Genomic DNA, 23338 nt, shown 5'->3' with positions numbered 1-23338 from the left:
CGGTCGCGATGCGGCTACTTCGCCGCCTCCACCTTCACCCGCGCATTCGGCGTCTCGCCGAACATCTCCGGCGCGTACATGGCTTCGACGCGGCTCGGCGGCAGCGCGAAGTCGCCGACGTTGTTCAGGCGCACGGTGTATTCCATCTTCACCACGCCCTTGGGCAGGTACTCGTAGTAGCTGCGGAAGGCCTCGAAGCTGCGTTCCTCGAACGCGGGCCAGCCCGCGCCGCTCTTCTTCTCGCCCTGCGTGGCGATCTGCGAGTCGCGGCCCAGGCCGCTGCCGAGGATGGTGGCGCCGCCCGGAATCGGGTCGCTGATGACGACCCAGGTCATGTCGGCGCTGGCGTTGACTTCGATGCTCACGCGCAGCACGTCGCCGCGCGTGTACTTGCCGGCCACTGCCTGCTCGACCGGGGTGACGGTTTTCTTGATGGCGTAGCCGGCCGCGAACGGTGCCTTCAGCTGCACGGCGGCAATCGACTGCAGCGTGAGCCACGGCTTGCCGGTGCCCTGCTGGGTGACAAGCAGCGTGTCGCGCGTCGGCGCGCCCGATGGCGATGCGGCCCACGGCAGGAACATGGTGTTGTTCTTCAGGTTGCCCGGCGAGGCGGGCGCGCCGAAGAAGGTGGTCTGGTTGGGCGCGCCGGCCGGGTCGCTGGCCTTCACGCGCTCGACCTTGCTCCAGTCGACCTGTGCCTTCACCGCGCCCAGCGTGGCGGCGGTAACGCCGGACACCGGCGTGCTCTCGAACACCTTGCTGAACTTCTCCAGCGCCAGCCCGCCCCACAGGTTGGCGGTGGTGGTGTGCCACGCGCCGTTCTGCTGGCGGCCGATGAAGCCGTTGGCGAGCTTGCCGATGTCGTCCTTCCAGCCCGGGTCATCCATCACGCTGAGCAGCAGGCGGGCGGTGTTGACGTCGCCGTTGGTCATCAGCCACCACCAGTAGTCGTCCTGCTCGGTGCTGAAGATCAGCTTGGTGCCCTGGTATGACAGGCGCGCCTTCAGCACGTTGTTGGCTTCGTCCAGGCGCTGCTGGCGCTGCGGCACGTCGTTCACGCGCTTGAGGATGTTGAGCCAGTCGATCACCGCGCTGGTGGGCCACTGGTTCGGCGCGATGGTGATGCTGCCGAGCATGCTCCCCTTGGCCTTGCCGTAGCGCGAGAGCGCTTCGAGCGCGGCGAGCTTGCGCACGTCCAGGTCCTTGCGCGGGCTCCAGAAATCGCGCGTGATACGGCCTTCGACGAAGGCGATCAGGCCCGACTCCATCGGCGCGCGCACGTCGTCGGCGAGCGCGAAGGCGGGGTCGAGCGCGGCGGCTTCGTTGGTGGCCGCGAGCAGGTACGACGTGAGGATGTCGCTGCCGCGGTTGGCCTCGCCGTCGCGCGGCGGGAAGTAGTTGGCCAGGCCGTCGCTGTCCAGGTAGGTGGGCAACTGGGCCAGCACGCCCTGCCACATCTTCGCGTCGCGCAGGCCGACCGACTTGCTGGTCTTCTGTTCGAGGCAGATGAAGGGGTAGTTCGCGAACCAGTCGCGTACGCCCGGCAGGCCTTCGGCCAGCTTGGGTTGCAGGGCGAGCTTCAGGCCGCCGCGGCCGGGGAGGGCGTCGGCGGGCGGGGCCACGTCGAGCGTGAACGGCCCGTCGAGCTGCACCAGCGTGGCCTGCTGCACCGTGAGCGGCACCGAAGGCACGATGCGCTGGCGAACCTTGAGGGCATCGCGCGCGCCGCCGATGGTGTCCTTGGCCTCGATTTCCCACAGGATGGCTTCGGCGCGCGTCTGCGCGAGCTGCGCGGGCGCGGTCACGTTCCAGGCGACTTCACGCGCTTCGCCGGCCGGGATGTCCACGGTCTGCGGCTCCAGCGTGAGCAGGGTGGCGCGCGGCGTGGCCTCGACCTTCATCGGCTTCTGCGTGGTGTTGCGCAGCGTGATCTGGGCACGGAACTGGTCGTCCTCGCGCACCAGCGGCGGCAGGCCGCTGATGATCTGCAGGTCCTGCGTGGCCTGGATGCTCGCCTGGCCGGTGCCGAACAGGCCCACGCCCGAATCGGCCACGGCCACGATCTTGAAGGTGGTGAGCGCGTCGTTCAGCGGCACCGTCACCACGGCCTGGCCGTTGGCGTCGAGCACCACCTTCGGGTTCCACACCAGCAGGGTGTCGAGCAGCTCGCGCGTCTGGCCCTTGCCGCCGCCGCCGCCCGCGGGCACGGCCTTGCGACCGTAGTGGCGCCTGCCGACGATTTCCATCTGCGCCGTGGAGGTGCTCACGCCCCAGCTGCGCCGCTGCAGCATGGCGGTCAGCAGGTTCCAGCTGTCGTTGGGCATCAGCTCCAGCAGGGCCTGGTCGACCGCGGCCAGCGCCACTTCGGCGCCGGCGGCGGGCTTGCCGTCGGGCAGCTTGGCGCTGATGGTCACCTGGGCCTTGCTGCGGATCGGGTAGCTGGGCTTGTCGCTGGTGACGGTCACGTCGAGCTGGTGGGCCTGCGTGCCCACGCGGATCTCGGCCATGCCCAGGCGATAGGCGGGCTTGCTCAGGTCGACCATCGCCGTGGGCGCGACGTATTCCTTGCCTTCGTACCAGAAGGCCGTCCACCACTCGCGCGGCGACTTGAAGCCCCAGGTGAAGAAGCTGTACCACGGCACTTCGCGCAGGCGGCCGCGCAGGGCGAGCACGCTCACGTAGGCGTTGGGGCCCCACTCGGGCTTGACCTCCAGGGTGACGGTCGGGTCCTTGCCGTCGAGCTGCACCACGTGCGTCTCGATGATGCCTTCGCGTTCCACGGCGACCAGCGCGGTCGCGAAGCGGAACGGGCTGCGCACCTGGAACTTGGCGACTTCGCCGGGCTGGTAGCTCTTCTTCTCGGGCAGCACGTCGATGCGGTCGTTGTCCTCGCCGCCAAACCAGAGTTCGCCCTGCTTCGTCACGTAGACGGAGCTGACGGCCTTGGCGTCGCGCCCTTCGCTGTCGGTGGCGCTGGCGATGAGTTCGACTTCGCCCGCTTCCTTCAGCTCCGACTCGCACAGCAGCAGGCCGCGCGCGTCGCTCTTGCCGCTGCAGACGGTGCCGATGTCCTTGGTCTCGGTCTTGTTGTCGTAGGTGTAGAAGCCGCCCACCATGCGCTTGCGGCTGGTGGTGGTGATGCGCGCCACGGCGCGCACGTTGAGCGTCACGCCGGCTTGCGGCTTGCCCGCGAGGTCGAGCGCGAGCGCCTGGAACTTCAGCTTCTGGGCGGTGGAGACCCAGCCTTCGGTCTTGATGCCCGCGATGACGGAAGCCGGCCACAGCGTCTGCGTGCTGCGGATGGTCTGTACCTCGCCGTTCGGGTCGGCATAGGTGGCTTCGAGCAGCAGTTCGCGCGCCGACTTGACCTTGGGCACCTTGTCGATCGTGACCTTGCCGGCGCCGTCCTTGTTCAGGGTGAGCGGCAGCTTGTCGGCGATCACGCGGGTGTCGTTCACGCTGTTGAGGTCTTCCTCGCCCGCGTTCGAATCCGACGCGGGCGCCGCGGCCTCGCTGCCGTCGGCCTGCGTGGCGCGCGGCGGGTTGAAGCTGAAGGCGTCGTAGTCGGAGAAGCTCAGGCTCTTGCCGCGCACCATGGCCGACACGCGCACCGGCAGGTTGGCCGCGCCGCCGCCGGCGACGTAGTTGATCTGCACGTCGGCCGGCACGCTGGTGGCAGCGACCAGCGGTTTCTTTTCGGTGGGCGCGATGCGGCCTTCGAGCACGGGCAGGCGGAATTCCTCGACGCGGAACATGCCGGTGCTGAAGCTGCGGTCGTAGCCCCCGTCGCCGTCACCTTCGCTGTCGCCGTCCTTGCCGCCGCCGGAGCGCAGCATCACCTCGTACACACCGAGCTTGGCGGCGGGCGGAATGGCAAAGCTGTTTTCCGCGCTCAGGCCGCCGGTGGCGGTCTTGCGCCAGTTCAGCGGCTGGGTGAAGCGCTGGCCGCTGCCCACGTGGGTGATGACCAGCGTGTCGGGGCGGTTCTCGGGCAGGCCGAAACCCTTGCTGGTCTGCGTGCGGATCAGGCTCTTCATCGACACCGTCTCGCCGGCGCGCAGCAGCGTGCGGTCGAAGATGGTGTGGGCGATGCGGTCGGGCTCGGCCTGCAGGTTGGTCGGCACGTTGAAGCGCCAGGGCTCGATGCCGCGCTGCCAGTCGCTCCAGGTGAAGGCGAGGTCTTCCACGCCCTTGTCGTCCTTGGCGCGGGCGCTGACGAACCAGGCGCCGCTGTCGTATTCGTTCGGGCCGTTGCACGACGGCGCCTGCGGCGAGATGCCGTTGAGCATGACGATGCCGTTGGCGTCGGTGGTGCCGCTGGCCACGGCCTTGCCGTCGCAGCTGGACACGCGCACTTCGGCGCCGGCCACGACCTTGCCCTTGTCGAGCGTTGTCACCCAGGCCATGGAGTTCTCGCGGCCCAGCTTGAAGTGCACGGCCAGGTTGGTGGCCAGCGCGGTGGTGCGCACGTACATCGTGCGCCCGGCGTTGTAGCGCTCGTCGAGCAGCGCCTCGCCCAGCTTCTGCGAGGCGATTTCCAGCACGTGGAAGCCCGGCGTCAGCGGCACGCCGATGACTTCGAAGGGGCGCGGATCACCGGCGTCCGACTTGGGCATGTCCAGCGTCTTCACGCCCGCCTGGCCCGACAGCAGCGACAGCATGCGCGTCTGCAGCGTGGTGCGGTCGTCCTTGTCGATCACCGGGGGCAGCGGGCCCTTGACGTCCTTGCGGGCCTGTTCGCGCGAGATGGTGAAGCTGTCGTAGCGGCGCACCTTGCGGAACCACGCGATGATTTCCGCGTCGGTCTTCGGGTTCATGTCGCTGACCTTGCCGGGCGTGAGGGCCTGCACCATCAGCTGCGGCTCCACGCGGCGCACGGTGACCGGCATCATGGCCGGGGTGTCGGGCTCGGCCAGCCGCTCGACCACGCCGAAGGGCGAGGCGGCGAACTTGGCCAGCGGCGGCATCATGCCGGTGGCCACCTTCATCGGGAAGCTGCCGGGCGAGGCCAGCGGGCGGCCAGAGGCGTCCTCGAACCTGGAAGGCAGCTCGATGGTGAACTGCGTGCTCTCGCTCAGCGGGGGCTCGAAGCTCACGCTGTTGACCACGTCGTCGTCGCTCTGCGTGCCGCCGTCGTTGTCGAGCTTGGCCTTGATGGTCTTGTCGCCCTTGAGCTGGATCTGCGAGGCCAGCTTGCGCGTGACCGGCGCATTGAACTGCAGCTGCATCGGGCGCAGCGGCAGGCAGGCGGCCTGCGCGTTCTCGCGCTCGCAGGTGAACGACGCCGCGAAGGGTTCGCGCACCTGGAACTCGAGGCGGCGTTCCACGTTGTTGGGCACGCCGGAGGGCGTGGCCACGCCCTTGCCGTAGACGATCTGCACCTTGGCACCGGGCGTCAGCGTGCGGTTGCACTGCATGGTGACGAAGCGCAGCGGCTCTTTCTCGGCCGCCTTGTCGCGGCCGAAGGCCTTGAGCAGCCCGGCGCGCTGGTCGCCGTCGAGCAGCTTGACCGGAATACGCTCGCCCACGCCGTCGGCGGAGCACCAGACGTTCTGGCGCACGCTGTCGAGCGTGGCCGCGCCGTTGAGCTCGAGCACGAACATCTGCTGTTCGTCGATGCGGCTGTAGCTGCCCGGCATATAGCCGCGCACGAACGGGCCGCCGCTGTTGAACTGGTAGCGCTCCGGGCCGGTCAGCTCGCCGCTGGCGGGCTTGAACGTGGGAATGCGCGTGACGGTGCAGCGCACGCCGGGGGGCAGGTCGTTCTCGAAGTCGTAGACCCAGGCCTTGGCGTCGGTCCAGCGGCCGGTGCCCTTGCCGGCCTGCGCGTCGGTGCAACTGACCGACAACGGCGCGGGGGCCTTGGGGTCGCCGAAATTGATGGCGGGCTGGTCGAACTTGGCAACGATCTGGCGCACGCGCGCCACTTCGCCCTGGGGCGTGAGGCTGGTGATCTGGAGGGCATGGCCCGGGCCGGACAGGAGCGCGCCGCCGGCCAGGAGCAATGTTGGAAGGAAACGGTTCACTTTTTTGTATCTCCACCTAGAGGCAGCGCGCAGCGTAGCCGATTTGAACGACGATTCGACAGTGCCAAGGGTCATATGTCCTTCGCTTTCGCAGCGCGGGTACGCCGGTCTTCTTACAATCGAGGCCCTCGTGCGTGCGCCGCGCGGACCGCCACCAAGACCTCGCCGCCGACCGATGAAACGCTACTGGGAAATAGACGCCTTGCGCGGGCTGATGCTCGTGCTCATGACCGTCACCCACCTCCCCACGCGACTGACCGACCCGCTGGGTCAGCCTTTTGGTTTCGTTTCCGCCGCCGAGGGCTTCGTTCTGCTGTCGGCTTTCGTGGCCGGGCTGGTGTACAGCCGCATCGGCTATGCGCGCGGCGTGGACTCGATGCGCCAGGCCTTCTGGCGCCGCGTGCTCAAGGTCTACCTGTGCCAGGCGGCGATCCTGCTGTTCCTTTTCACCGTGATCGCGGCGCTCGGCCTGCACATCGACCAGCCGGCGGTGAAGAACCTGGTGTCTTACTACCTGGCCGAGCCGCGCGACGGCTTCCTGTACGGGCTGCTGCTGATCTACGAGCCGGCGTTGCTCGACATCCTGCCGATGTACATCTTTTTCATGCTCATGAGCCCTTGGGTGCTGGCTTTTGCCATGCGCCACGGCTGGTCATGGGTGATGGCGGTGAGCGCGACCGTGTGGGCCGCGGCGCAGTTCGGCCTCAGCGAATGGGTGTACGGGCTGGCCGTGCATTACCTCGGCGTGCCGGTGCCGTTCCATGAGATGGGCGCGTTCAACACCTACGCGTGGCAGTTCCTGTGGTTCGCCGGCCTGTGCATCGGCGCTACCCGCAACGGGCCGGGCGCGAAGCCCTTGAACTTTCCGGTGTGGGTGCTGCTGCTGGCGGCGGGCATTGCGCTTTACGGCCTGTACTGGCGCCACCACGGCATCAACGGGCAGGCGCCGTTCGGCGGCGACGTCGAGCTGAACCTGCTGTTCGACAAATGGCAGCTCGGCCCGCTGCGGCTGGTGAACCTGGTGGCGCTGGGCATCCTGGCGGTGCGCTTCGGACCGTGGCTCATGCGTCGCATACCGCGGCTGCACTGGCTGGAAGCGATGGGCTCGGCGTCGCTGCCGGTGTTCTGCGCGCACCTCGTGGCGGTGCTGCTGGTGCTGGCCTTCTACGGCGACAGCCAGACCGCGCGGCCCTGGTGGGGCGACGGCCTGCTGCTGCTGGCGGTGTTCTCGGGGATGTACTTCGTGGCGCGCTTCACGCGAGGGGCCGACGTGCCGCCGCCGGCCGACGACGTGCCGACGGAGCCGGAACGGGCCTGAGGTCTTTTAGAGAAACACCGTGGAACCGGCTTTGCCGGGCTACCGGTGTTGCCCCCGGCAGGGGGTTGGCGAAGCGACACGAAGTGCGCGGAGCCTGGGGGCGAGTCAAGGATTCGGCAGGTGCGGCGCTATCACCGAGTGCCACAGCCGGTAGCCCTCGTCCGTCATGTGCAGCTTGTCGCCTCGGAACAGCTCCATGCGCGGGCGGCCATCAGCGCCGAGCATGGGGGTGTAGATGTCGATGAACTCGCTGTTGGGCAGCAGGTTGAGGTAGGCCGAGATCACGTGGTTGGTCTCGCGGATCTGCGGCAGCAGCTGTTCGCGCGAGGGGCTGGGCTTGACCGAGACGAAGCTGATGCGCGTATCGGGCAGCTCGGCGCGCACCGCGTTGGCAAAGCGCGCGAAGCTGTCGAGCACCTGCAGCGGGGTGCGGCCCTCGGCCAAGTCGTTGTCGCCGGCGTAGACCACCACCTGGCGGGGCTTGTAGCGCACCACGAGGTCGCGTGCGAACAGGCTGCAGTCGTTCAGCGTGGAACCGCCGAAGCCGCGATTCACGACGCCGCCGGGCACGCGGGCGAAATCTTGCGCGAGGCGGGTCCACATGCGCACCGTGGAGCTGCCGACGAACACCACGCCGCCGGGGGCGGGAAAGCGCTCCTGGTCGGCGCGCGCGAAGGCCGCGAGCTCGTTGTGCCAGCGCTCCTTGGCGGCCAGGTAGTCGCGCGCGGAAGCGGCCTCGGCCGCGGCCGTCTCGGACTCCTGGGGGAAGAAAGCGGGCTGGGCCTGGGCGGCGAGCGCCGCCGTCAGCAGGGCGACCGCGGCGAGCGCGGTTTTCATCGAAGGCATCGGAAGGACGGGAAGAAGTACGAAGGGCGGGCGGGGTTTTCTACCACGACGCCCCAGGGCCCGTGGCCGTTGACAGGCAAGCCGCCCGGCCTAGATGGTTTTCTCGATCAGCGCGCCCTTGAACACGACCGGTCCCTTCGGTCCGCTGCCCGGCGGCACGCCGCCCTTGGCTTCCAGCGTGATAGCCAGCGTGGGCACGGCATGCACGTCGGACTCCGATGCGGCAAGGCGAAGGCCCGGCGCGTTGTCGAGCACGCCCAGCGAGCGTGGCGCGCCGCCCGGCGGCAGCGCCCAGAGCTGCAGCGACTTGTCGTTGCCCTCGTTGAAGCCACCCACGCGCTGCAGCACCAGCTGCTTCTTCCTGGGGTCGAAGGTCACGAGCATCGAGGCCGCGTCCTTGTCGTCGTTCAGCACGGCCACGTACTGCACCGCGGGGGCGTTGTGCAGCTGGTCGCGCAGGTTGAGGCCGACCGTCACGGCCAGCACGGTGGCCAGCGCGCCGGCCGCCGTGGCGCCGCGCCAGAGCGTGAGGCTGCGCAGCCAGCCGCCCTGTTGCGGCTGCCGGGATTTGTCGGCGTCGCGTGCATTGGCGGCGTCGCGCTGGCGTCCGATGGCGATCTTTGCCTGCTCGGCGTCGATCATGTTGCGGATACGGGTCCACACCGCGGGGTCGGGCGTGACGGAGGGCTGCAGCTCGGTCATGCTGGCGAGCCGGCCTTGCCAGACCAGCGCCGCGGCGCGCACCGGCGCCTGCTCGCGGGCCAGGGACTCGAAGCGGCGGCGGGCGCCTCCGCGCAGGGTGCCGAGGGCGTGGCTCGCGGCCAGCAGCTCGAGCAGTTCGGGATGTGCGATGAGATTCATAGGAGGACCGCCTTCGTCGTCGTCATCGCTTTCATGCAAAGCGCCCCATGCAGACGCGCAGTTTCTCCAGCCCGCGCCGAATCCATGTCTTGACCGTGCCCAGCGGCAGCTTGAGCTGGTCGGCCAGTTCGCCGTGGCTCATTTCGCGCAGGTAGGCCAGGCTGACCACCTCGCGCTGCCGGCCCTCGAGCTGGCTGAGGCACTGGTGCAGCGCCCACGCCTGCTCGCTGGCATCGGCGGTATCCGCCGGGTTGGGGGCATCCGATTCGAGGGTGTCGGCCATCAGCTCGTCGAATTCCTGGGTCAGCTGGGCGCGGTCGGCGGTGCGCCGGCGCAACAGGTCGAGCGCCCGGCTGCGAACGATCAGGCCCAGCCATGCCAGCGGCGGACTGAGCGAGGAGCGATAGTCGCTCGCGACTCGCCAGACAGTCAGAAAGGCTTCCTGGAGAACGTCCTCGGCCCACTCGCGTTGCCGTACGACGCGCATCGCCAGGCCCATGAGCTTGGGCGAGGTCCGGTCGTAGAGCAGGCGCAGTGCGGCTTCGTCGCGATGGCCGATCCGGTCGATCAGCGCCATCAGTTCGGCGTCGGGGCTGGGTACTGTCATCGACGGATTGTCGGGCATGGGGGCGCATGCCTGATATACGGGCGTCTCCCCGGGTCGGATTCAGACAAGAGGCCGTCCGCGTGTCAGGCGCATGAAAGCAAGCAGTCGAAACTTTTGTGTGCTTGTGTGACCGTATACTGCCGCGAAAACAGGGGAGCCGCGGGCGGCGCCATGAGCCAGAGCGACTTCTTCAAATAGACACAGCCATGATCATCCGAGATGTGTTGCCGCCGCCTCCGCCGTTCTGGCACCGCCTCAACAGCTTCTTCGCCTTTCCCTTCCAGCTGCGGCCGCTGGCCTACGGCCTGCTGCTGTCTTTCTGCAGCCTGCTGTTCGAGGGCGTGTTCTTCCTGCCCGACGCGCTGGCGCTGGTCATCATCGAGATCGGCATCATGCTGGCGGCCAGCCGCTACAGCTTCAAGATCATCGCGCTGGGTGCGCGCGGCATCCGCGATTCGGCCGACTTCGGGCGCGACTCGAGCGACGAGTGGACCTACCTGCCGTGGAAGCTGTTCGCCATCACGCTGGTGCAGGCCTTCCTGATCGGCTGGCTCGGCTGGTACGCGCCGATCCTCGGCACGGTGGGGCTGTTCGTCATGTCCTTCACCTTTCCGGCGGCGGTGATCGTGCTGGTGCAGTCCGGCAGCTTCTTCCAGGCCATGAACCCCGGCCACGTGATGGACGCGATGCGCATCATCGGCTGGCCGTATGCGCTGCTGTGCTTCTTCCTGTTCCTGCTGAGTTCGGGCGCGCAGGTGGCGCTGGCACTGGTGCTGCCCATGTTCGACGGGCGCATCGTGCTGCCGATCGCCAACTTCGCATTCATCTACTTCGGCTGGGTCATGGCGAGCCTGCTGGGCTACGTGATGTTCCAGCACCACGACGCCTTCGGCTTCGATGCCGCGCCGGGCAGCGAGCTCGACGGCGGAGCCCCGGCGGACCGCCGCACCCCGGAGCAGATCGCCGCGCAGCGCACCGACGCCGAGGTGGCGCAGCTGATCACCGAGGGCGACCTGGTCACCGCGCTGGGCACCGCCTACGAAGCGCAGCGCACTGCCGCGTCGGACGACCTCTCTGCACAGCGCCGCTACCACCGCGTGCTGGCCATGATGCCGGAGAAGAAGGACACCATGCTCGACCAGGCGCGGCGCTTCATTCCACTGCTGATGCGGCGCGACCTCGCCTCCGAGGCGCTCAAGGTCTTCAAGGCCTGCCGCGAGCGCGAAAAGACCTTTTCGCTCGACGACCCTGCCATGGTGATCGCGATGGCGCGGGCCGAATGGCGGAACGGCGACGCGCACGCCACGCTGGCGCTGCTGTCGGGTTTCGACAAGCGTTTCCGCGGCCACGAGGCGATCCCGCAGGCTTATGAACTGGCGGCGCGCGCGCTGGTGCAGGGCCTGGGCCGCGCCGACATGGCCCGGCCCATCCTCACGACGATGGAGGCGCGCTACCCGAACAGCGAGCAGACGCAGGAAGTGCGCTGGCTGCTGCGGCCCACGCCGGCTGCCTGACTCGCCTAACTCTCTTCCCAGCCGCCGCCGAGCGTCTTGTAGATCGTCAGCCGGTTGGTCTGCTCCGTGAGCTGCAGGCCGATCAGCGTCTGCTGCGCCGCGTAGTAGGCACGCTGGGCATCGAGCACGTCGAGGTAGCTGCTGGCGCCGCTCCTGAACAGGGACTGCGACAGCTCGAAGCTGCGCGAGGTGGCGCCCAGCAGCGAGCGCTGCGCGTCGAGCCGCTCAGCCAGCGTGCGCCGCTCGGCCAATGCGTCGGCCACTTCGCGGAAGGCGGTCTGCACTGCCTTTTCGTAGGTGGCGATCTGGATCTTCTGCTGCGCCTCGGCCACGCGCAGGTTGGCGCGGTTGGCGCCGCCGTCGAAGATCGGCACGCTGATCGAGGGCGCGAAGCTCCAGGCCTTGCTGCCGCCCGTGAACAGGCCCGACAGCGTGCTGCTCGCCGTGCCCGCCGACGCGGTGAGCGCGATGCGCGGGAAGAACGCCGCGCGCGCGGCACCGATGTCGGCATTGCTCGCGCGCAAGGCGTGCTCGGCGGCGCGTACGTCGGGGCGCCGGTGCAGCACGCTCGAGGGCAGGTCCGGCGGCGGAACCAGCAGCTGTGCGGCGGTGGCCGGTGCCGCGGTGTCCGAAGCGGGCGCTGCAGGCAGCAACTCGGCCGGCGGCATCGCACCAACCAGCAGTGCGAGCGCATTGCGGTCCTGCTCGACCTGGCTGTCGAACGCCGCCGCGTCGGCACGCGCGGCATCCACCGTGCTCTGCGCCTGCGCGAGCGCCAGGCCCGACTGCGCGCCGAGCCGGTGGCTGCGCTGGACCAGGTCGAAAGATTTGCGCTGGCTCTCCAGCGTGTTGCGCGCTAGCAGCAGGCGCTGCTCGTCGGCCGCCAATTGCAGCCACGCGGTCGCGACCGATGCAATAAGGCTGATCTGCGTGCTGCGCCGTGTTTCCTCGATCTGGAAGTAGCTCTGCAGCGCCGATTCGCCGAGGTTGCGCACGCGGCCGAACAAATCGATCTCGTAGCTCGTGAGGCCGAGGTCGGCGCTGTACTGCGAGCTGATGCGCGCTTCTCCGCTGGTGGACAGGCTGCCCGGCGTACGCGAGCGGCTGCCGCCCGCGCCGGCTTCCACAGTGGGGAACAGACCGGCGCGCGCAATGCCGTACTGCGCCCGCGCGCGCTCGATGTTGAGCGCCGCCACGCGCAGGTCGCGGTTGTTGGCGAGCGCAAGCTCGATCGTGCCGCGCAGCCGGGGCTCGACGAAGAAGTTGCGCCAGCCCACGTCGATCGGCGTTGGCGCCTCGACGCCGGAAGAGGGCAGCGCCTGCGGCACCGGCGATGCGGGCGCCTTGTATTCGGGCGCCAGGTTGACGCAGCCCGCGAGCACGGCCGAGGCCATGGCCGACAGGGCCAGCGAGCGAAGGGGGAGTGCGCGCTTCATCAGTGGCCTCCCTGTTCCGCCGTCGTGCCGGCAACGGTTTCCCGCGCGGGCTTCGCCTTGCGCCGTCCCTCCAGCCAGCCGCGAATCAACGCGAAGAACAGCGGCACGAAGAAGATGCCCAGCGCGGTGCCCACCACCATGCCGCCCAGCACTGCGGTGCCGATCGACTGGCGGCCACCCGCGCCCGCGCCGGTGCCGATGGCCAGCGGCAGCACACCGAAGCCGAAGGCCAGCGATGTCATGAGGATGGGCCGCAGCCGCAGGCGTACCGCCTGCAGCGTCGCCTCGATCACGCCCTTGCCCTGTTCCTGCAACTGCTTGGCGAACTCCACGATCAGGATCGCGTTCTTCGACGACAGACCCACCGTGGTCAGCAGGCCGACCTGGAAGTACACGTCGTTGCTCAGCCCCCGGAAGCTGGTGAACAGCAGCGCCCCCACGATGCCCAGCGGCACCACCAGGATCACCGAGAACGGCACCGACCAGCTCTCGTACAGCGCGGCCAGGCACAGGAACACGAACAAGATCGAAATGGCGTAGAGCAGCGGCGCCTGCGCGCCCGAAAGCCGCTCCTGCAGCGACGCGCCGGTCCATTCGTAGCCGATGCCGGGCGGCATCTGCTTCATCACCGCGTCCACCGCGGCCATGGCGTCGCCCGAACTCACGCCGGGCGCGGCGTCGCCCACGAACTCGTAGCTCGGGCTGCCGTTGTAGCGCTGCAGTTGCGGCGAGCCGTAGCTCCAGCGCGAGCTGGAGAACGACGGGAACGGCACCATCTGGCCCAGGCTGTTGCGCACGCTCCAGCGGTCGATGTCGGCGGGCAGCATGCGGAAGTCGGTGTCGCCCTGCATGTAGACGCGCTTGACGCGGCCCTTGTCGAGGAAGTCGTTGATGTAGGTGCCGCCCATGGCGCTCGACAGCGTGCTGTCGATGTCCGACGTGGCCAGGCTCAGCGCGCCGGCGCGCGCGTCGTCGATGTCCACCGCGAACTCGGGCGTGTCGTCGAGGTTGTTGCTGCGCACGTTGGCCACTTCGGGCCGCTGGCCCAGCAGCTCGATGGCCTGGTCGCGCGCCTTCACCAGCGCATCGTGGCCCAGGCCGTTGATGTCCTTCAGGTGGAAGTTGAAGCCCGCGTTGGCACCCAGCCCGCGCACCGCCGGCGGCAGCAGCACGAAGACGCGCGCATCGCGCACCGTCGACAGGTCCTTGTTGGCGCGCCGCGCCAGCTCGGCCGCCGACTGGCCCGCGCCGGTGCGCTCGGACCAGTCCTTGAGCTTGACGAAGGCGCGCGCCGAACTCTGGTCGCCGTTCTGCCCGGTGATGACGTTCACGCTCAGCACCTCGGCCTGCTTGCCGAAGTACTGCTGCACCTGTTCGACCACCGGCTGCAGCCGCGCGTTCGATGCGCCCGGCGGCAGGGTCACCTGCACCTGCAGGAAGGCCTGGTCTTCGTCTGGCAGGAACGAAGTGGGCAGGCGCATGAACAGCAGCGCCATCACGCCCGCGATCAGCAGGTACACCACCAGGCTGCGCTTGCCGCGCCGCACGATGCCGCCGACGATGCGTTCGTAGCGATTCGCGCTCTTGTCGAAGCCGCGGTTGAAGGCCGCGAAGAAGCGGTCAAGCCGCCCCAGCAGCCCGCGGCGCGCCACCGCGCGTTCGCCCTTGTGGACCGGCTTGAGCAAGGTGGCGCACAGCGCCGGCGTGAGCGTGAGCGCCACGAACACCGACAGCGCCATCGCCGAGACGATGGTGATCGAGAACTGCCGGTAGATGACGCCGGTCGAGCCGCCGAAGAAGGCCATCGGAATGAACACCGCCGACAGCACCAGCGCAATGCCCACCAGCGCCGGCGTGATCTCGGCCATCGACTTGCGCGTGGCCTCCTTGGGCGAGAGGCCTTCCTCGTGCATGACGCGCTCGACGTTCTCCACCACCACGATGGCGTCGTCCACCAGCAGGCCGATGGCCAGCACCATGCCGAACATGGTGAGCGTGTTGATCGAGTAGCCCGCCAGCGACAGCACGCCGAAGGTGCCCAGCAGCACCACCGGCACCGCGATGGCCGGAATGAGCGTGGCGCGCATGTTCTGCAGGAACACGTACATCACCAGCACCACCAGCAGCATGGCCTCGAGCAGCGCCTTGACCACCTCGTCGATGGAGGCGCTCACGAAGGGCGTGGTGTCGTAGCTCACGAAGGTCTGCAGCTGGTTGGGGAAGAGCGGCTTGAGCTCCTCGATCCTGGCCTTCACCGCCTCGGCCACCTGCACCGCGTTGGCGCCGTCGGCCAGCACCACGCCCAGGCCCGCGCCGGGGCGGCCGCCGAGCTGCGAGCGCACGGTGAGGTTCTCGGCGCCCAGCTCCACGCGCGCCACGTCTTTCAGGCGCACCACGGCGCCGTCGGGCGTGGAGCGCAGCACCACGTTCTCGAACTGCTCGGCGGTCTGCAGCTTGCTGCGCGCGGTGATGGTGGCGTTGAGCTGCTGGCCGGCGGCCGCGGGCAGGGCACCCAGCTGGCCGGCCGAGACCTGTGCGTTCTGCGCGGTGATGGCCGCGCTCACGTCGGAGGGAATGAGCGCGTACTTGCGCAGCTTGTCGGGGTCGAGCCACAGGCGCATGGCGTAGCCGGTGCCCAGCGTCTGCACCTCGCCCACGCCGTCGATGCGGCTGATCACGTCCACCAGGTTGCTGGAGATGTAGTCGCCCACGTCCACCGCCGATGCGCTGCCGTCGCCGGAGTACATCGACACGATCATCAGGAAGTCGTTGCCGCCCTTGGTGACGGTGACGCCGCGGCTTTGCACCTGCTGCGGCAGGCGCGACATGGCCTGCTGCAGCTTGTTCTGCACCTGCATCTGCGCCACGTCGATGTTGGTGCCGGCGTCGAAGGTGAGCGACAGCCGCGCCACGCCCGACGAGTTGCTGGTCGCCTGCATGTAGAGCAGGTTGTCCAGGCCCTTCATCTGCTGCTCGATGACCTGCGTGACCGAGTCTTCGACCGTCTTGGCCGAGGCGCCGGTGTAGGTGGCGTTGATGGACACGCGCGGCGGCGCGATGTCGGGGTACTGCTCCAGTGGCAACGTGCGGATGGCCATCAGGCCCGCGAGCATGACGACGATGGAAAGCACCCACGCGAAGATGGGCCGGTCGATGAAAAACTGAGCCATGCCCGGACCTCAGCGCGCCACGGGGCCGGATGCCGCGTCGGCGGCGTCGGGCTGCACACTGGCCACGGGGCCTGATGCCGGGCTGGCGGCCTTGGCGCCTAGGTCGACCACCTTCACCTTGTCGCCCACCTTCACCCGCTGCGCGCCTTCGGTCATCACGCGGTCGCCCGCGGCCAGGCCTTCGAGCACCTGCCAGCGCGTGCCGACCGCGCGGCCGACCTGGATGGGGCGCTTGGCGACCTTGTTCTCCGCATCCACCACCAGTGCCGATGCGCTGCCGTCGGGCGCGCGCGTCACCGCCTGCTGGGGCACCAGCAGCGCGGTGGCATCGGTGCCTTCCTGCAGCACGGCGCGCACGTACATGCCGGGCATCAGCAGCTTGTCGGGGTTGGGCACCACCGCGCGCAGCGTGACGCTGCCGGTGCCGGCATCGACCGTCACGCCGCTGAAGGTGAGGCGGCCGGCATGCGGGTACTTGCTGCCGTCTTCCAGCACCAGCTGTATGCGGGCTTCGGCGTCGCTCGCGCGCTGCAGGCGGCCGCTGGCGAGTTCGCGCTTCAGCCGCAGCAGCTCGCGGCTGGACTGCGTGACATGCACATGAATGGGGTCGAGCTGCTGCACCGTCGTCAGCACCGCTGTCTGGTTGGCCGTGACCAGCGCGCCGGGCGTGACCGTCGACAGCTCGGCCCAGCCGGCGATCGGCGAAGTGATGCGCGTGTAGCCGAGCTGGATGCGCGCGGTCTGCTCGGCGGCGCGGGCCACGCCTAGGTCGGCTTCGGCCTGTTGCTCGGTGGCCTGCGATTCGTCGAACACCTGGCGGCTGATGGCGTCGATCTTCACCAGTTCGGCATTGCGGCGCGCCACCGTGCGCGCGGTGGCCAGGGCCGACTCGGCCTTGCGCACGCCGGCCTGCGCGCTGGCGTGTGCCGCCTGCAGCGGTGCCGGGTCGAGCTGGTAGAGCACCTGGCCGGCCTTGACCTGCGAGCCTTCGGTGAAGAGCCGCTCCTTGAGGATGCCGCCGACCTGCGGGCGGATCTCGGCGATGACCGGCGCGGCGGTGCGGCCGGGCAACTCGGTGCTCTGCGCCAGCGTCTCGTGCTTCAGGGTGACGGTGCCGACTTCCTTTTCCGGTGCGGCGACTGCTTTCGATGTACCGGATGTTTCCACGCTGGTGCGCGAGCAACCTGCGAGCGCGGCGATGGCCATGGCCGTGAACAGCAGGGCGAAGCGGGAGTGGGTTGGGTCAGGCATCAGACAGGTTCTGGAGGTAGGGAAATCGGGGGGCCTCCGGATGGAGCAGCCGAGCGCGCTCAAGTTCAACGAGGCATCGGGGGCGGAGGGCGGCTTTACACGCGGTTTACTGCAATTGCAGTGCCACGGCTGGAGATTGCGTGACAGCCCCGAGACAGGGCGCGAGGTGACGGCCGGAGCCGCCGCCGTGCCGCGGTCAGGCGCGCTGCAGGGCGCGCGTCACCATGTCGTTGGGCGCGAGGCGCAGCAGGTCGGGCAGCAGGCTCACGGCACGGTCGCGCTCGCCCGCGTGCAGCAGGCCGTTGGCGCAGGCCGAGAGCGTGTCGGGCAGTTCGGCATGGTCGGGCGCTGTCTTCAGCAGGATGCGGCAGAGCTTGTCGGCATCGCCGAACTCGCGGATGCGCGCGAAGCGGCGCGCGAGCCGCGCCATGTCGTCGGGCTTCAGGCGCGCGCCGGGCCTGGCCTGGTCGAGGTAGGTCTTGTAGCTGGCGTGCTGCAGCGCGAGCGTTGCCGGGTCGGTGGCGGGCAGGCGGAAGATGCGGCGCGCGGCATGGTGGAAGTCGTCGCTCGCGGGCTGCAGCCGCGCCGTGTTGAACCAGGCGCGCAGCGTGCCGGCGTCGGTGGGGCGCAGGGCGGCGGCGGCGCGCCACTCGGCGCAGGCGCGGTCGAAGTTCATCGCGGCGCCGTATTTCTGCGCGGCGGCCACGTGCTCGTCAAAGCGGTCGGGCTCGGGGGCGGATACCGCTTCGGGTGCCTTCACGCGGCGCAGCAGCAGCGCGCCGGCCATCAGCGCGGCGCCGCTCAGCAGGCCCCCCAGGTGGGCCATGTAGGCAATGCCCTGGCCGCCGAGCCAGTGCTGCATCAGCTCGTTGACGATCCATGCCGGCAGCAGCAGCAGGGCCGGTGCGGTGACGTAGTTGAAATAGAAGAACAGCTGGTAGAAAAAGCGGATGCGCTTGAGCCGGTACATCACCGCGTACATGCCCATCAGCGCCGAGATGGCGCCCGAGGCTCCGAGCCCGTAGCTGCCCTTGCCGGCGTAGGCCCAGCCGGCCAGCAGCGAAGAGCCCAGTGCGCCCAGCAGGTAGAAGCTCAGGTAGGTGCCGCGCCCCAATGCCAGCTCGACCGAAAAGCCGAACAGGAAGAGGAACAGCATGTTGCCCAGCAGGTGGCCGGTGCTGCCGTGCAGGAAGGCCGAGGTGATCCAGGTCCAGGGCTTGAACTCCGCGTCCTTGCCGTGGTCGTGCGACCAGCGCCTGGTGAAAGGCGCGGGCAGCATCGCCTCGTACTGCTGGCGGTCGCGCTTCCATTCACCGTATTGCGGGTTGGTGGGCGTGACGACTTCGTCGGCCTGCAGCTTCTGCAGGAATTGCCTGTCGCCCTGCAGTCCCTCGAGCAGTTGCGGGTAGGCCTCTTCGTGCGCCAGCATGCGCCGGGCCAGCTTGCCGCGCCTGGGGTCCGTCTTTTCCAGCCATTCGACGAAGGGCGGCAGCTCCAGCGCGGGCAGCACGCTCTTGACGTAATAGTCGGCGGCGCGCTCCCGCGCGTTTTCCTCGCTGCGCTGCGGCCCCCAGAACACGATCATGTTCAGGAGGATCAGCAGCACCGTCATCCACGGCGGGTTGCGCCAGCTCGGTTTGTTTTCGAGCGGGATGGCGTAGAACACGGTGCTGCCTGGAGTGCGCTCAGCCCAGGCGGGCGCGGTGGCGCGCCACTTGCGCCTTCACCTGCGCCGGGGCGGTACCGCCCAGGATGTTGCGTGCGTTCAGCGAGCCGCGCAGGCTCAGCACGTCGTACACGTCCTTCTCGATGCCCGGGTTGAACTGCTGCAGCACGGCCAGCGGCAGTTCGGCAAGGTCGACCTTGTGCGAGGTGGCGGCCTTCACGGCATGGGCCACGGTTTCGTGCGCGTCGCGGAAGGGCAGGCCCTTCTTCACCAGGTAGTCGGCCAGGTCGGTGGCGGTGGCGTAGCCGCGCAGCGTGGCGGCTTCCATGGCCTCGGGCTTCACGGTGATGCCGCCGATCATCTCGGCAAAGATGCGCAGGGTGTCCTTGAGCGTGTCGACGGTGTCGAACAGCGGCTCCTTGTCTTCCTGGTTGTCCTTGTTGTAGGCCAGCGGCTGGCCCTTCATGAGCGTGATGAGCGCCATCAGGTGGCCGACCACGCGGCCGGTCTTGCCGCGCGCCAGCTCCGGCACGTCGGGGTTCTTCTTCTGCGGCATGATCGACGAGCCGGTGGTGAAGCGGTCGGCGATCTGGATGAAGCCGAAGTTCTGGCTCATCCACAGGATGAGTTCTTCGCTCATGCGGCTCACGTGCACCATGCACAGGCTGGCCGCGGCGGTGAATTCGATGGCGAAGTCGCGGTCGCTCACCGCGTCCAGGCTGTTCTGGCAAACGCCGTCCATGCCCAGCGTCCTGGCGACCAGTTCGCGGTCCAGCGGGTAGCTGGTGCCGGCCAGCGCGGCGGCGCCCAGCGGCAGGCGGTTGACGCGCCTGCGCACTTCGCCCATGCGTTCGGCGTCGCGGCTGAACATTTCCACGTAGGCCAGCATGTGGTGGCCGAAGCTCACCGGCTGCGCCACCTGCAGGTGGGTGAAGCCCGGCAGGATCACGTCGACGTTCTTCTCGGCGATGTCCACCAGTGCCTTCTGCAGGTCGACCAGCAGGTCGCCGATGAGGTCGATTTCGCCGCGCAGCCACAGGCGCACGTCGGTGGCGACCTGGTCGTTGCGGCTGCGGCCGGTGTGCAGGCGCTTGCCGGCGTCGCCCACCAGCTGGGTCAGGCGGGCCTCGATGTTCAGGTGCACGTCTTCGAGGTCGAGCTTCCACTCGAAGGCGCCGGATTCGATTTCGGCGCGAATCTGCGCCATCCCGCGTTCGATCGCGGCGTGGTCCTGCACGCCGATGATCCCCTGCGCGGCCAGCATGCCGGCATGGGCCAGGGAGCCCTGGATGTCGGCCTGCCACAGGCGTTTGTCGAAGAAGACGCTGGAGGTGTAGCGCTTGACGAGGTCGCTCATCGGTTCTGAGAACAGGGCCGACCAGGCTTCGGATTTCTTGTCGAGTTGGTTTTGGGTCATGGGAGCCGTCCAGGAGGCAATAATGGGTTGGTCACCCGATGTAACTGATGTCTGCGATGCGCAACCCGGCGATTTTATCGGCCAGCTCTTCAACCACGTCCCCGCCATCGTCGGAAAGGGCGCGCAACGCCTTGCGCGGGGCGCCGTCGTTGTTCGACGCCTGCCGCATCGGCGTGGTGCTGCGCACGGTGGTGTTCGTCGAGGCGGTGGTGGCCATTGCCACGCTGTTCGTGGTTTCCTCGCCGGCCGAGTGGCTGGTGCAGGCGGCCACCGTTACCGGGGGCGCCTTGCCCGCGACGCTGCTGTGGCTGGTGGCGGCCTGCGGGCTGAAGAAGCCGCTGCGTCGGCTGCCGCGCCAATGGCAGTACGCGGCGGGCGGGGTCCTCGGTGCCGTCGCGGCGCTCTATGGCTGCGGGCTGCTGCGGCTCACCGGGGTGCTTTCGAATGCGCCCTGGCTGGCCAGCGCGCTGACCGGCGCCCTGTTCGCGGGGCTGGTGATGGCCGCGATGGTGCTGCGCGCGCAAGGGCAGACGCCCGCCGCCACCACGGCCCGGCTCGAGGAACTGCAGTCGCGCATCCGCCCGCACTTTCTGTTCAACACGCTCAACAGCGCCATCGCGCTGGTGCGCGAGGAGCCGGCCAAGGCCGAGACCATGCTGGAAGACCTGGCCGAGCTGTTCCGCCAGGCGCTGGCCGACCCGGGCGAGTCGTGCACGCTGGCCGACGAGATCGCGCTGGCCGAGCGCTACCTGGCCATCGAGCAGGTGCGCTTCGGCGACCGGCTGCGCATCCGCTGGGACCTGGACGCCGCCGCCAGCAAAGCGCGGCTGCCGCCGCTGCTGCTGCAGCCGCTGGTCGAGAACGCCATCAAGCACGGCGTGGAGCCCAGCCCCGAGGGCGCCAGGCTGCGCATCCGCACCGAGCGGCGCGGCTCCATGGTGGTGATCGAAGTGGTCAACAGCCTGCCGCCGCTGCGCTGGGCCGACGAGCCGCTGCCGCGCGGCCACGGCATTGCGCTGGCCAATGTGAGAGACCGCCTGCGGCTCCTGCACGACATGCAGATGCAGTTCAGCGCCGGCATGGACCAGAAAAACTACCGGGTGCGCATTGCGATCCCGGCTGAATCATGAACATGAGCACACTGAAGACACTCATCGTCGACGACGAAGCCCTGGCCCGTTCCCGCCTGCGCACCTTGCTGCGCGACTGCAGCTCGCCCGGCGCCGAGGTGGTGGCCGAAGCCGCGCAGGGCGCCGAGGCGCAGCAGCAGCTGGCCACGCTGGCGCTCGATCTCGTGCTGCTCGACGTGCACATGCCCGGCATCGACGGCATCGAAGTGGCACGCGCGCTGCGCAGCCGGGCCGACGCGCCTGCGGTGGTTTTCGTGACGGCGCATGCGGCCCATGCGGTGACTGCCTTCGACCTCGACGCGGTCGACTACCTTACCAAGCCCGTGCGCGCCGAGCGCCTGCAGCAGGCGCTGCAGAAGGCCGAGCGCTTCCTGAAGGAGCGCCGCGCCCTGCAGGCCGAGGCCGCGCCGGAAACCGTGCTCATCCAGGACCGCGGCCGGGCCGAGCGCGTGCCGCTGTCCGAAGTGCTTTACCTCAAGTCCGAATACAAGTACCTCACGGTGCGCACCGCCACGCGCAGCCACATCCTGGACGGCTCGCTCAACGAGTTCGAGGAGCGCTATCCGCACCGCTTCCTGCGCGTGCACCGCAACGCGCTGGTGGCGCGCGCGGCCATTCGCGCGCTCGAGAAATACGACGACGGCGAAGACGCCGAGGGCTGGGCGCTGAGGCTCGACGCCATTCCCGAGCCTGTCGCGGTGTCGCGCCGCCAGCTGGCGGCCGTGCGCGAAGTGATCAAGGAAGCGCGATGACCGCCGAGCACGACGCATCCGCGGGCGAGGCCCCGAAGCCCGCGCCGGAGCCTCCGGCCGCCGAGCCCGCGCTTGCCGCGGCTGCGGTGCCCGCCCCGGAGGCAGCGCCGTCCCCGGAAGCGCCGGCCTCCGCGACCGCGCGCAAGCGCGAGCGCGAACGCCTGATGCTGCACATGCCCGTCGACGTGCGCAGCGCCTCGCTGGTGGTGCTCGCGGTGCTGGCCAGTGTGTTCGCGCTGCAGTGGGGGCAGGCCGTGTTCATTCCGCTGATGCTGAGCCTGCTGCTGACCTACGCGCTGTCGCCGCTGGTCGACATGCTGCATCGCTGGAAGCTGCCGCGCTGGATCGGTGCGGCGCTGATCCTCATGGGGTTGTTCGGCGGGCTCGGCTGGACCGGCTATTCGCTTTCGGGCAGCGCTTCGCAGCTGCTCGATTCGCTGCCGGTCGCCGCGCAGAAGCTGGGCCAGGCCATGCGGCGCGACAAGAACGCCAGCGCCACGCCGCTCGAGAGCGTGCAGGCCGCCGCCGCGCAGCTGGAGAAGGCCGCCGAGGAAAACTCGGCAAAGGTAGCCTCGCGCCGGGGCGTGGCGCGCGTCATCATCGAGCGGCCCGGCTTCAACGTGCGCGACTACCTGCTCAGCGGCACCGTCGGCCTGCTGAGCGCGATGGGGCAGCTCACGCTGGTGGCATTCCTCACCTACTTCGCGCTGTGCTCGGGGGACACCTTCCGCCGCAAGCTCATCAAGATCACCGGCTCGAGCCTGCAGAAGAAAAAGGTCACGGTCCATGTGCTGGACGACATCACCCGCAACATCGAGCGCTACCTGCTCGTGCAGATCCTGGTGAGCGTGGTGGTGGGCGTGGCCACCGGCCTGGCGTTCTGGGTCATAGGGGTGGAGAACGCGGCCGTCTGGGGAATCATCGCGGGCGTGACCAACCTCATTCCGTACATCGGCTCGGTGATCGTGCTGGTGGCTGCGGGGCTGGTGGCCTTCCTGCAGTTCAACAGCCTGCAGATGGGCGTCGTGGTAGCCGGCGTGTCGCTGGGCATCCACACGCTCATCGGCAACCTGCTGATGCCCTGGCTCACCAGCCGCACCAGCCGCATGAACCCGGTGGCGGTGTTCGTGGGCGTCATCTTCTGGGGCTGGCTCTGGGGCATCTGGGGGCTGCTGCTGGGCATTCCCATCACCATGGTGATCAAGGCGATCTGCGACCGGGTGGAAGACCTGCAGCCGATTGGGGAGCTGCTGGGGGAATAGGCAGCGGCGGGCCCGCGCCCGGCGCGTCGCCGGGTTACCGTGGTGTCTCGGCCCTTTTCTCGCCGGCAGCCAACGGAGCCCC

15 protein-coding genes are annotated in these 23338 nt (G+C 68.9%); 5 read left to right on the top strand and 10 right to left on the bottom strand.

What is annotated here, in order from left to right; genetic code table 11:
* Window positions 1-14 precede the first annotated feature (14 nt).
* A complete protein-coding gene (locus ACQY8B_RS17420; protein WP_422087855.1) occupies window positions 15-6026 on the bottom strand; it encodes an alpha-2-macroglobulin family protein in 6012 nt (2003 codons plus the stop codon).
* Window positions 6027-6201: 175 nt separating this feature from the next.
* Between ACQY8B_RS17420 and opgC the strand changes: the two genes are divergently transcribed.
* A complete protein-coding gene (gene opgC / locus ACQY8B_RS17415) occupies window positions 6202-7344 on the top strand; it encodes an OpgC domain-containing protein (RefSeq protein WP_422087854.1) in 1143 nt (380 codons plus the stop codon).
* A 105-nt stretch (window positions 7345-7449) separates the two neighbouring features.
* Here opgC and ACQY8B_RS17410 read toward each other — a convergent pair whose 3' ends face one another.
* The 3 genes from ACQY8B_RS17410 to ACQY8B_RS17400 all read right to left on the bottom strand — a co-directional run bounded on the left by ACQY8B_RS17410 (window position 7450) and on the right by ACQY8B_RS17400 (window position 9658).
* On the bottom strand, window positions 7450-8181 hold the full coding sequence (locus ACQY8B_RS17410) for an SGNH/GDSL hydrolase family protein (protein WP_422087853.1): 732 nt from the start codon (window positions 8179-8181) through the stop codon (window positions 7450-7452).
* Window positions 8182-8280: 99 nt separating this feature from the next.
* Entirely contained in the window at window positions 8281-9051 is a 771-nt protein-coding gene (locus tag ACQY8B_RS17405; protein ID WP_422087852.1) for an anti-sigma factor, read from the bottom strand.
* Between the two features lie 31 nt (window positions 9052-9082).
* Window positions 9083-9658, bottom strand: coding sequence for an RNA polymerase sigma factor (locus tag ACQY8B_RS17400; protein ID WP_422087851.1), 576 nt, complete (start codon window positions 9656-9658; stop codon window positions 9083-9085).
* Window positions 9659-9864: 206 nt separating this feature from the next.
* On the opposite strand from ACQY8B_RS17400, the gene ACQY8B_RS17395 reads away from it, so the two are divergent.
* Complete coding sequence (locus ACQY8B_RS17395; protein ID WP_422087850.1) at window positions 9865-11172, top strand: tetratricopeptide repeat protein; 1308 nt, start codon at window positions 9865-9867, stop codon at window positions 11170-11172.
* A gap of 5 nt (window positions 11173-11177) precedes the next feature.
* Here ACQY8B_RS17395 and ACQY8B_RS17390 read toward each other — a convergent pair whose 3' ends face one another.
* The 6 genes from ACQY8B_RS17390 to ACQY8B_RS17365 all read right to left on the bottom strand — a co-directional run bounded on the left by ACQY8B_RS17390 (window position 11178) and on the right by ACQY8B_RS17365 (window position 20299).
* A complete protein-coding gene (locus ACQY8B_RS17390) occupies window positions 11178-12608 on the bottom strand; it encodes an efflux transporter outer membrane subunit (protein ID WP_422087849.1) in 1431 nt (476 codons plus the stop codon).
* Entirely contained in the window at window positions 12608-15778 is a 3171-nt protein-coding gene (locus ACQY8B_RS17385) for an efflux RND transporter permease subunit (RefSeq protein ID WP_422087848.1), read from the bottom strand. Before ACQY8B_RS17385 ends, ACQY8B_RS17390 begins: the two co-directional genes overlap by 1 nt.
* A 9-nt stretch (window positions 15779-15787) precedes the next feature.
* Window positions 15788-17029: an efflux RND transporter periplasmic adaptor subunit gene (locus ACQY8B_RS17380; protein WP_422087847.1), complete on the bottom strand. Its 1242-nt coding sequence runs from the start codon at window positions 17027-17029 to the stop codon at window positions 15788-15790.
* A gap of 196 nt (window positions 17030-17225) precedes the next feature.
* Complete coding sequence (locus tag ACQY8B_RS17375) at window positions 17226-18695, bottom strand: rhomboid family intramembrane serine protease (protein WP_422087846.1); 1470 nt, start codon at window positions 18693-18695, stop codon at window positions 17226-17228.
* 19 nt (window positions 18696-18714) lie between these two features.
* A complete protein-coding gene (argH, locus tag ACQY8B_RS17370) occupies window positions 18715-20112 on the bottom strand; it encodes an argininosuccinate lyase (RefSeq protein ID WP_422087845.1) in 1398 nt (465 codons plus the stop codon).
* A 31-nt stretch (window positions 20113-20143) separates the two neighbouring features.
* Complete coding sequence (locus tag ACQY8B_RS17365) at window positions 20144-20299, bottom strand: hypothetical protein (protein ID WP_422089198.1); 156 nt, start codon at window positions 20297-20299, stop codon at window positions 20144-20146.
* Here ACQY8B_RS17365 and ACQY8B_RS17360 point away from each other — a divergent pair.
* Genes ACQY8B_RS17360 through ACQY8B_RS17350 form a run of 3 tightly spaced genes read left to right on the top strand, consistent with a single transcriptional unit; the run spans window position 20244 to window position 23256 of the window.
* Window positions 20244-21242 carry a sensor histidine kinase gene (locus tag ACQY8B_RS17360; RefSeq protein WP_422087844.1) on the top strand — a complete coding sequence of 333 codons (999 nt, stop codon included), beginning with the start codon at window positions 20244-20246 and terminating at the stop codon, window positions 21240-21242. The genes ACQY8B_RS17365 and ACQY8B_RS17360 overlap by 56 nt on opposite strands.
* Before the next feature lie 2 nt (window positions 21243-21244).
* Window positions 21245-21994 (top strand): LytR/AlgR family response regulator transcription factor, encoded by a 750-nt coding sequence (locus ACQY8B_RS17355; RefSeq protein WP_422087843.1) that lies wholly within the window; start codon window positions 21245-21247, stop codon window positions 21992-21994.
* Window positions 21991-23256: an AI-2E family transporter gene (locus ACQY8B_RS17350; protein ID WP_422087842.1), complete on the top strand. Its 1266-nt coding sequence runs from the start codon at window positions 21991-21993 to the stop codon at window positions 23254-23256. Before ACQY8B_RS17355 ends, ACQY8B_RS17350 begins: the two co-directional genes overlap by 4 nt.
* Window positions 23257-23338 lie beyond the last annotated feature (82 nt).

This window comes from Variovorax sp., from assembly GCF_965279555.1.
Classification (GTDB): Bacteria; Pseudomonadota; Gammaproteobacteria; order Burkholderiales; family Burkholderiaceae_C; genus Variovorax.
Note: the sequence above shows the minus strand (reverse complement) of the source record. Positions and strands in the feature narration are given on the sequence as shown.

Bases quoted from the DNA above. Each gene is read 5' to 3' on its own strand.
- opgC (WP_422087854.1), top strand. From the start codon at position 6,202: ATGAAACGCTACTGGGAAATAGACGCCTTGCGCGGGCTGATGCTCGTG.
- ACQY8B_RS17410 (WP_422087853.1), bottom strand. From the start codon at position 8,181: ATGAAAACCGCGCTCGCCGCGGTCGCCCTGCTGACGGCGGCGCTCGCC.
- ACQY8B_RS17405 (WP_422087852.1), bottom strand. From the start codon at position 9,051: ATGAATCTCATCGCACATCCCGAACTGCTCGAGCTGCTGGCCGCGAGC.
- ACQY8B_RS17400 (WP_422087851.1), bottom strand. From the start codon at position 9,658: ATGACAGTACCCAGCCCCGACGCCGAACTGATGGCGCTGATCGACCGG.
- ACQY8B_RS17395 (WP_422087850.1), top strand. From the start codon at position 9,865: ATGATCATCCGAGATGTGTTGCCGCCGCCTCCGCCGTTCTGGCACCGC.
- ACQY8B_RS17390 (WP_422087849.1), bottom strand. From the start codon at position 12,608: ATGAAGCGCGCACTCCCCCTTCGCTCGCTGGCCCTGTCGGCCATGGCC.
- ACQY8B_RS17385 (WP_422087848.1), bottom strand. From the start codon at position 15,778: ATGGCTCAGTTTTTCATCGACCGGCCCATCTTCGCGTGGGTGCTTTCC.
- ACQY8B_RS17380 (WP_422087847.1), bottom strand. From the start codon at position 17,029: ATGCCTGACCCAACCCACTCCCGCTTCGCCCTGCTGTTCACGGCCATG.
- argH (WP_422087845.1), bottom strand. From the start codon at position 20,112: ATGACCCAAAACCAACTCGACAAGAAATCCGAAGCCTGGTCGGCCCTG.
- ACQY8B_RS17355 (WP_422087843.1), top strand. From the start codon at position 21,245: ATGAGCACACTGAAGACACTCATCGTCGACGACGAAGCCCTGGCCCGT.
- ACQY8B_RS17350 (WP_422087842.1), top strand. From the start codon at position 21,991: ATGACCGCCGAGCACGACGCATCCGCGGGCGAGGCCCCGAAGCCCGCG.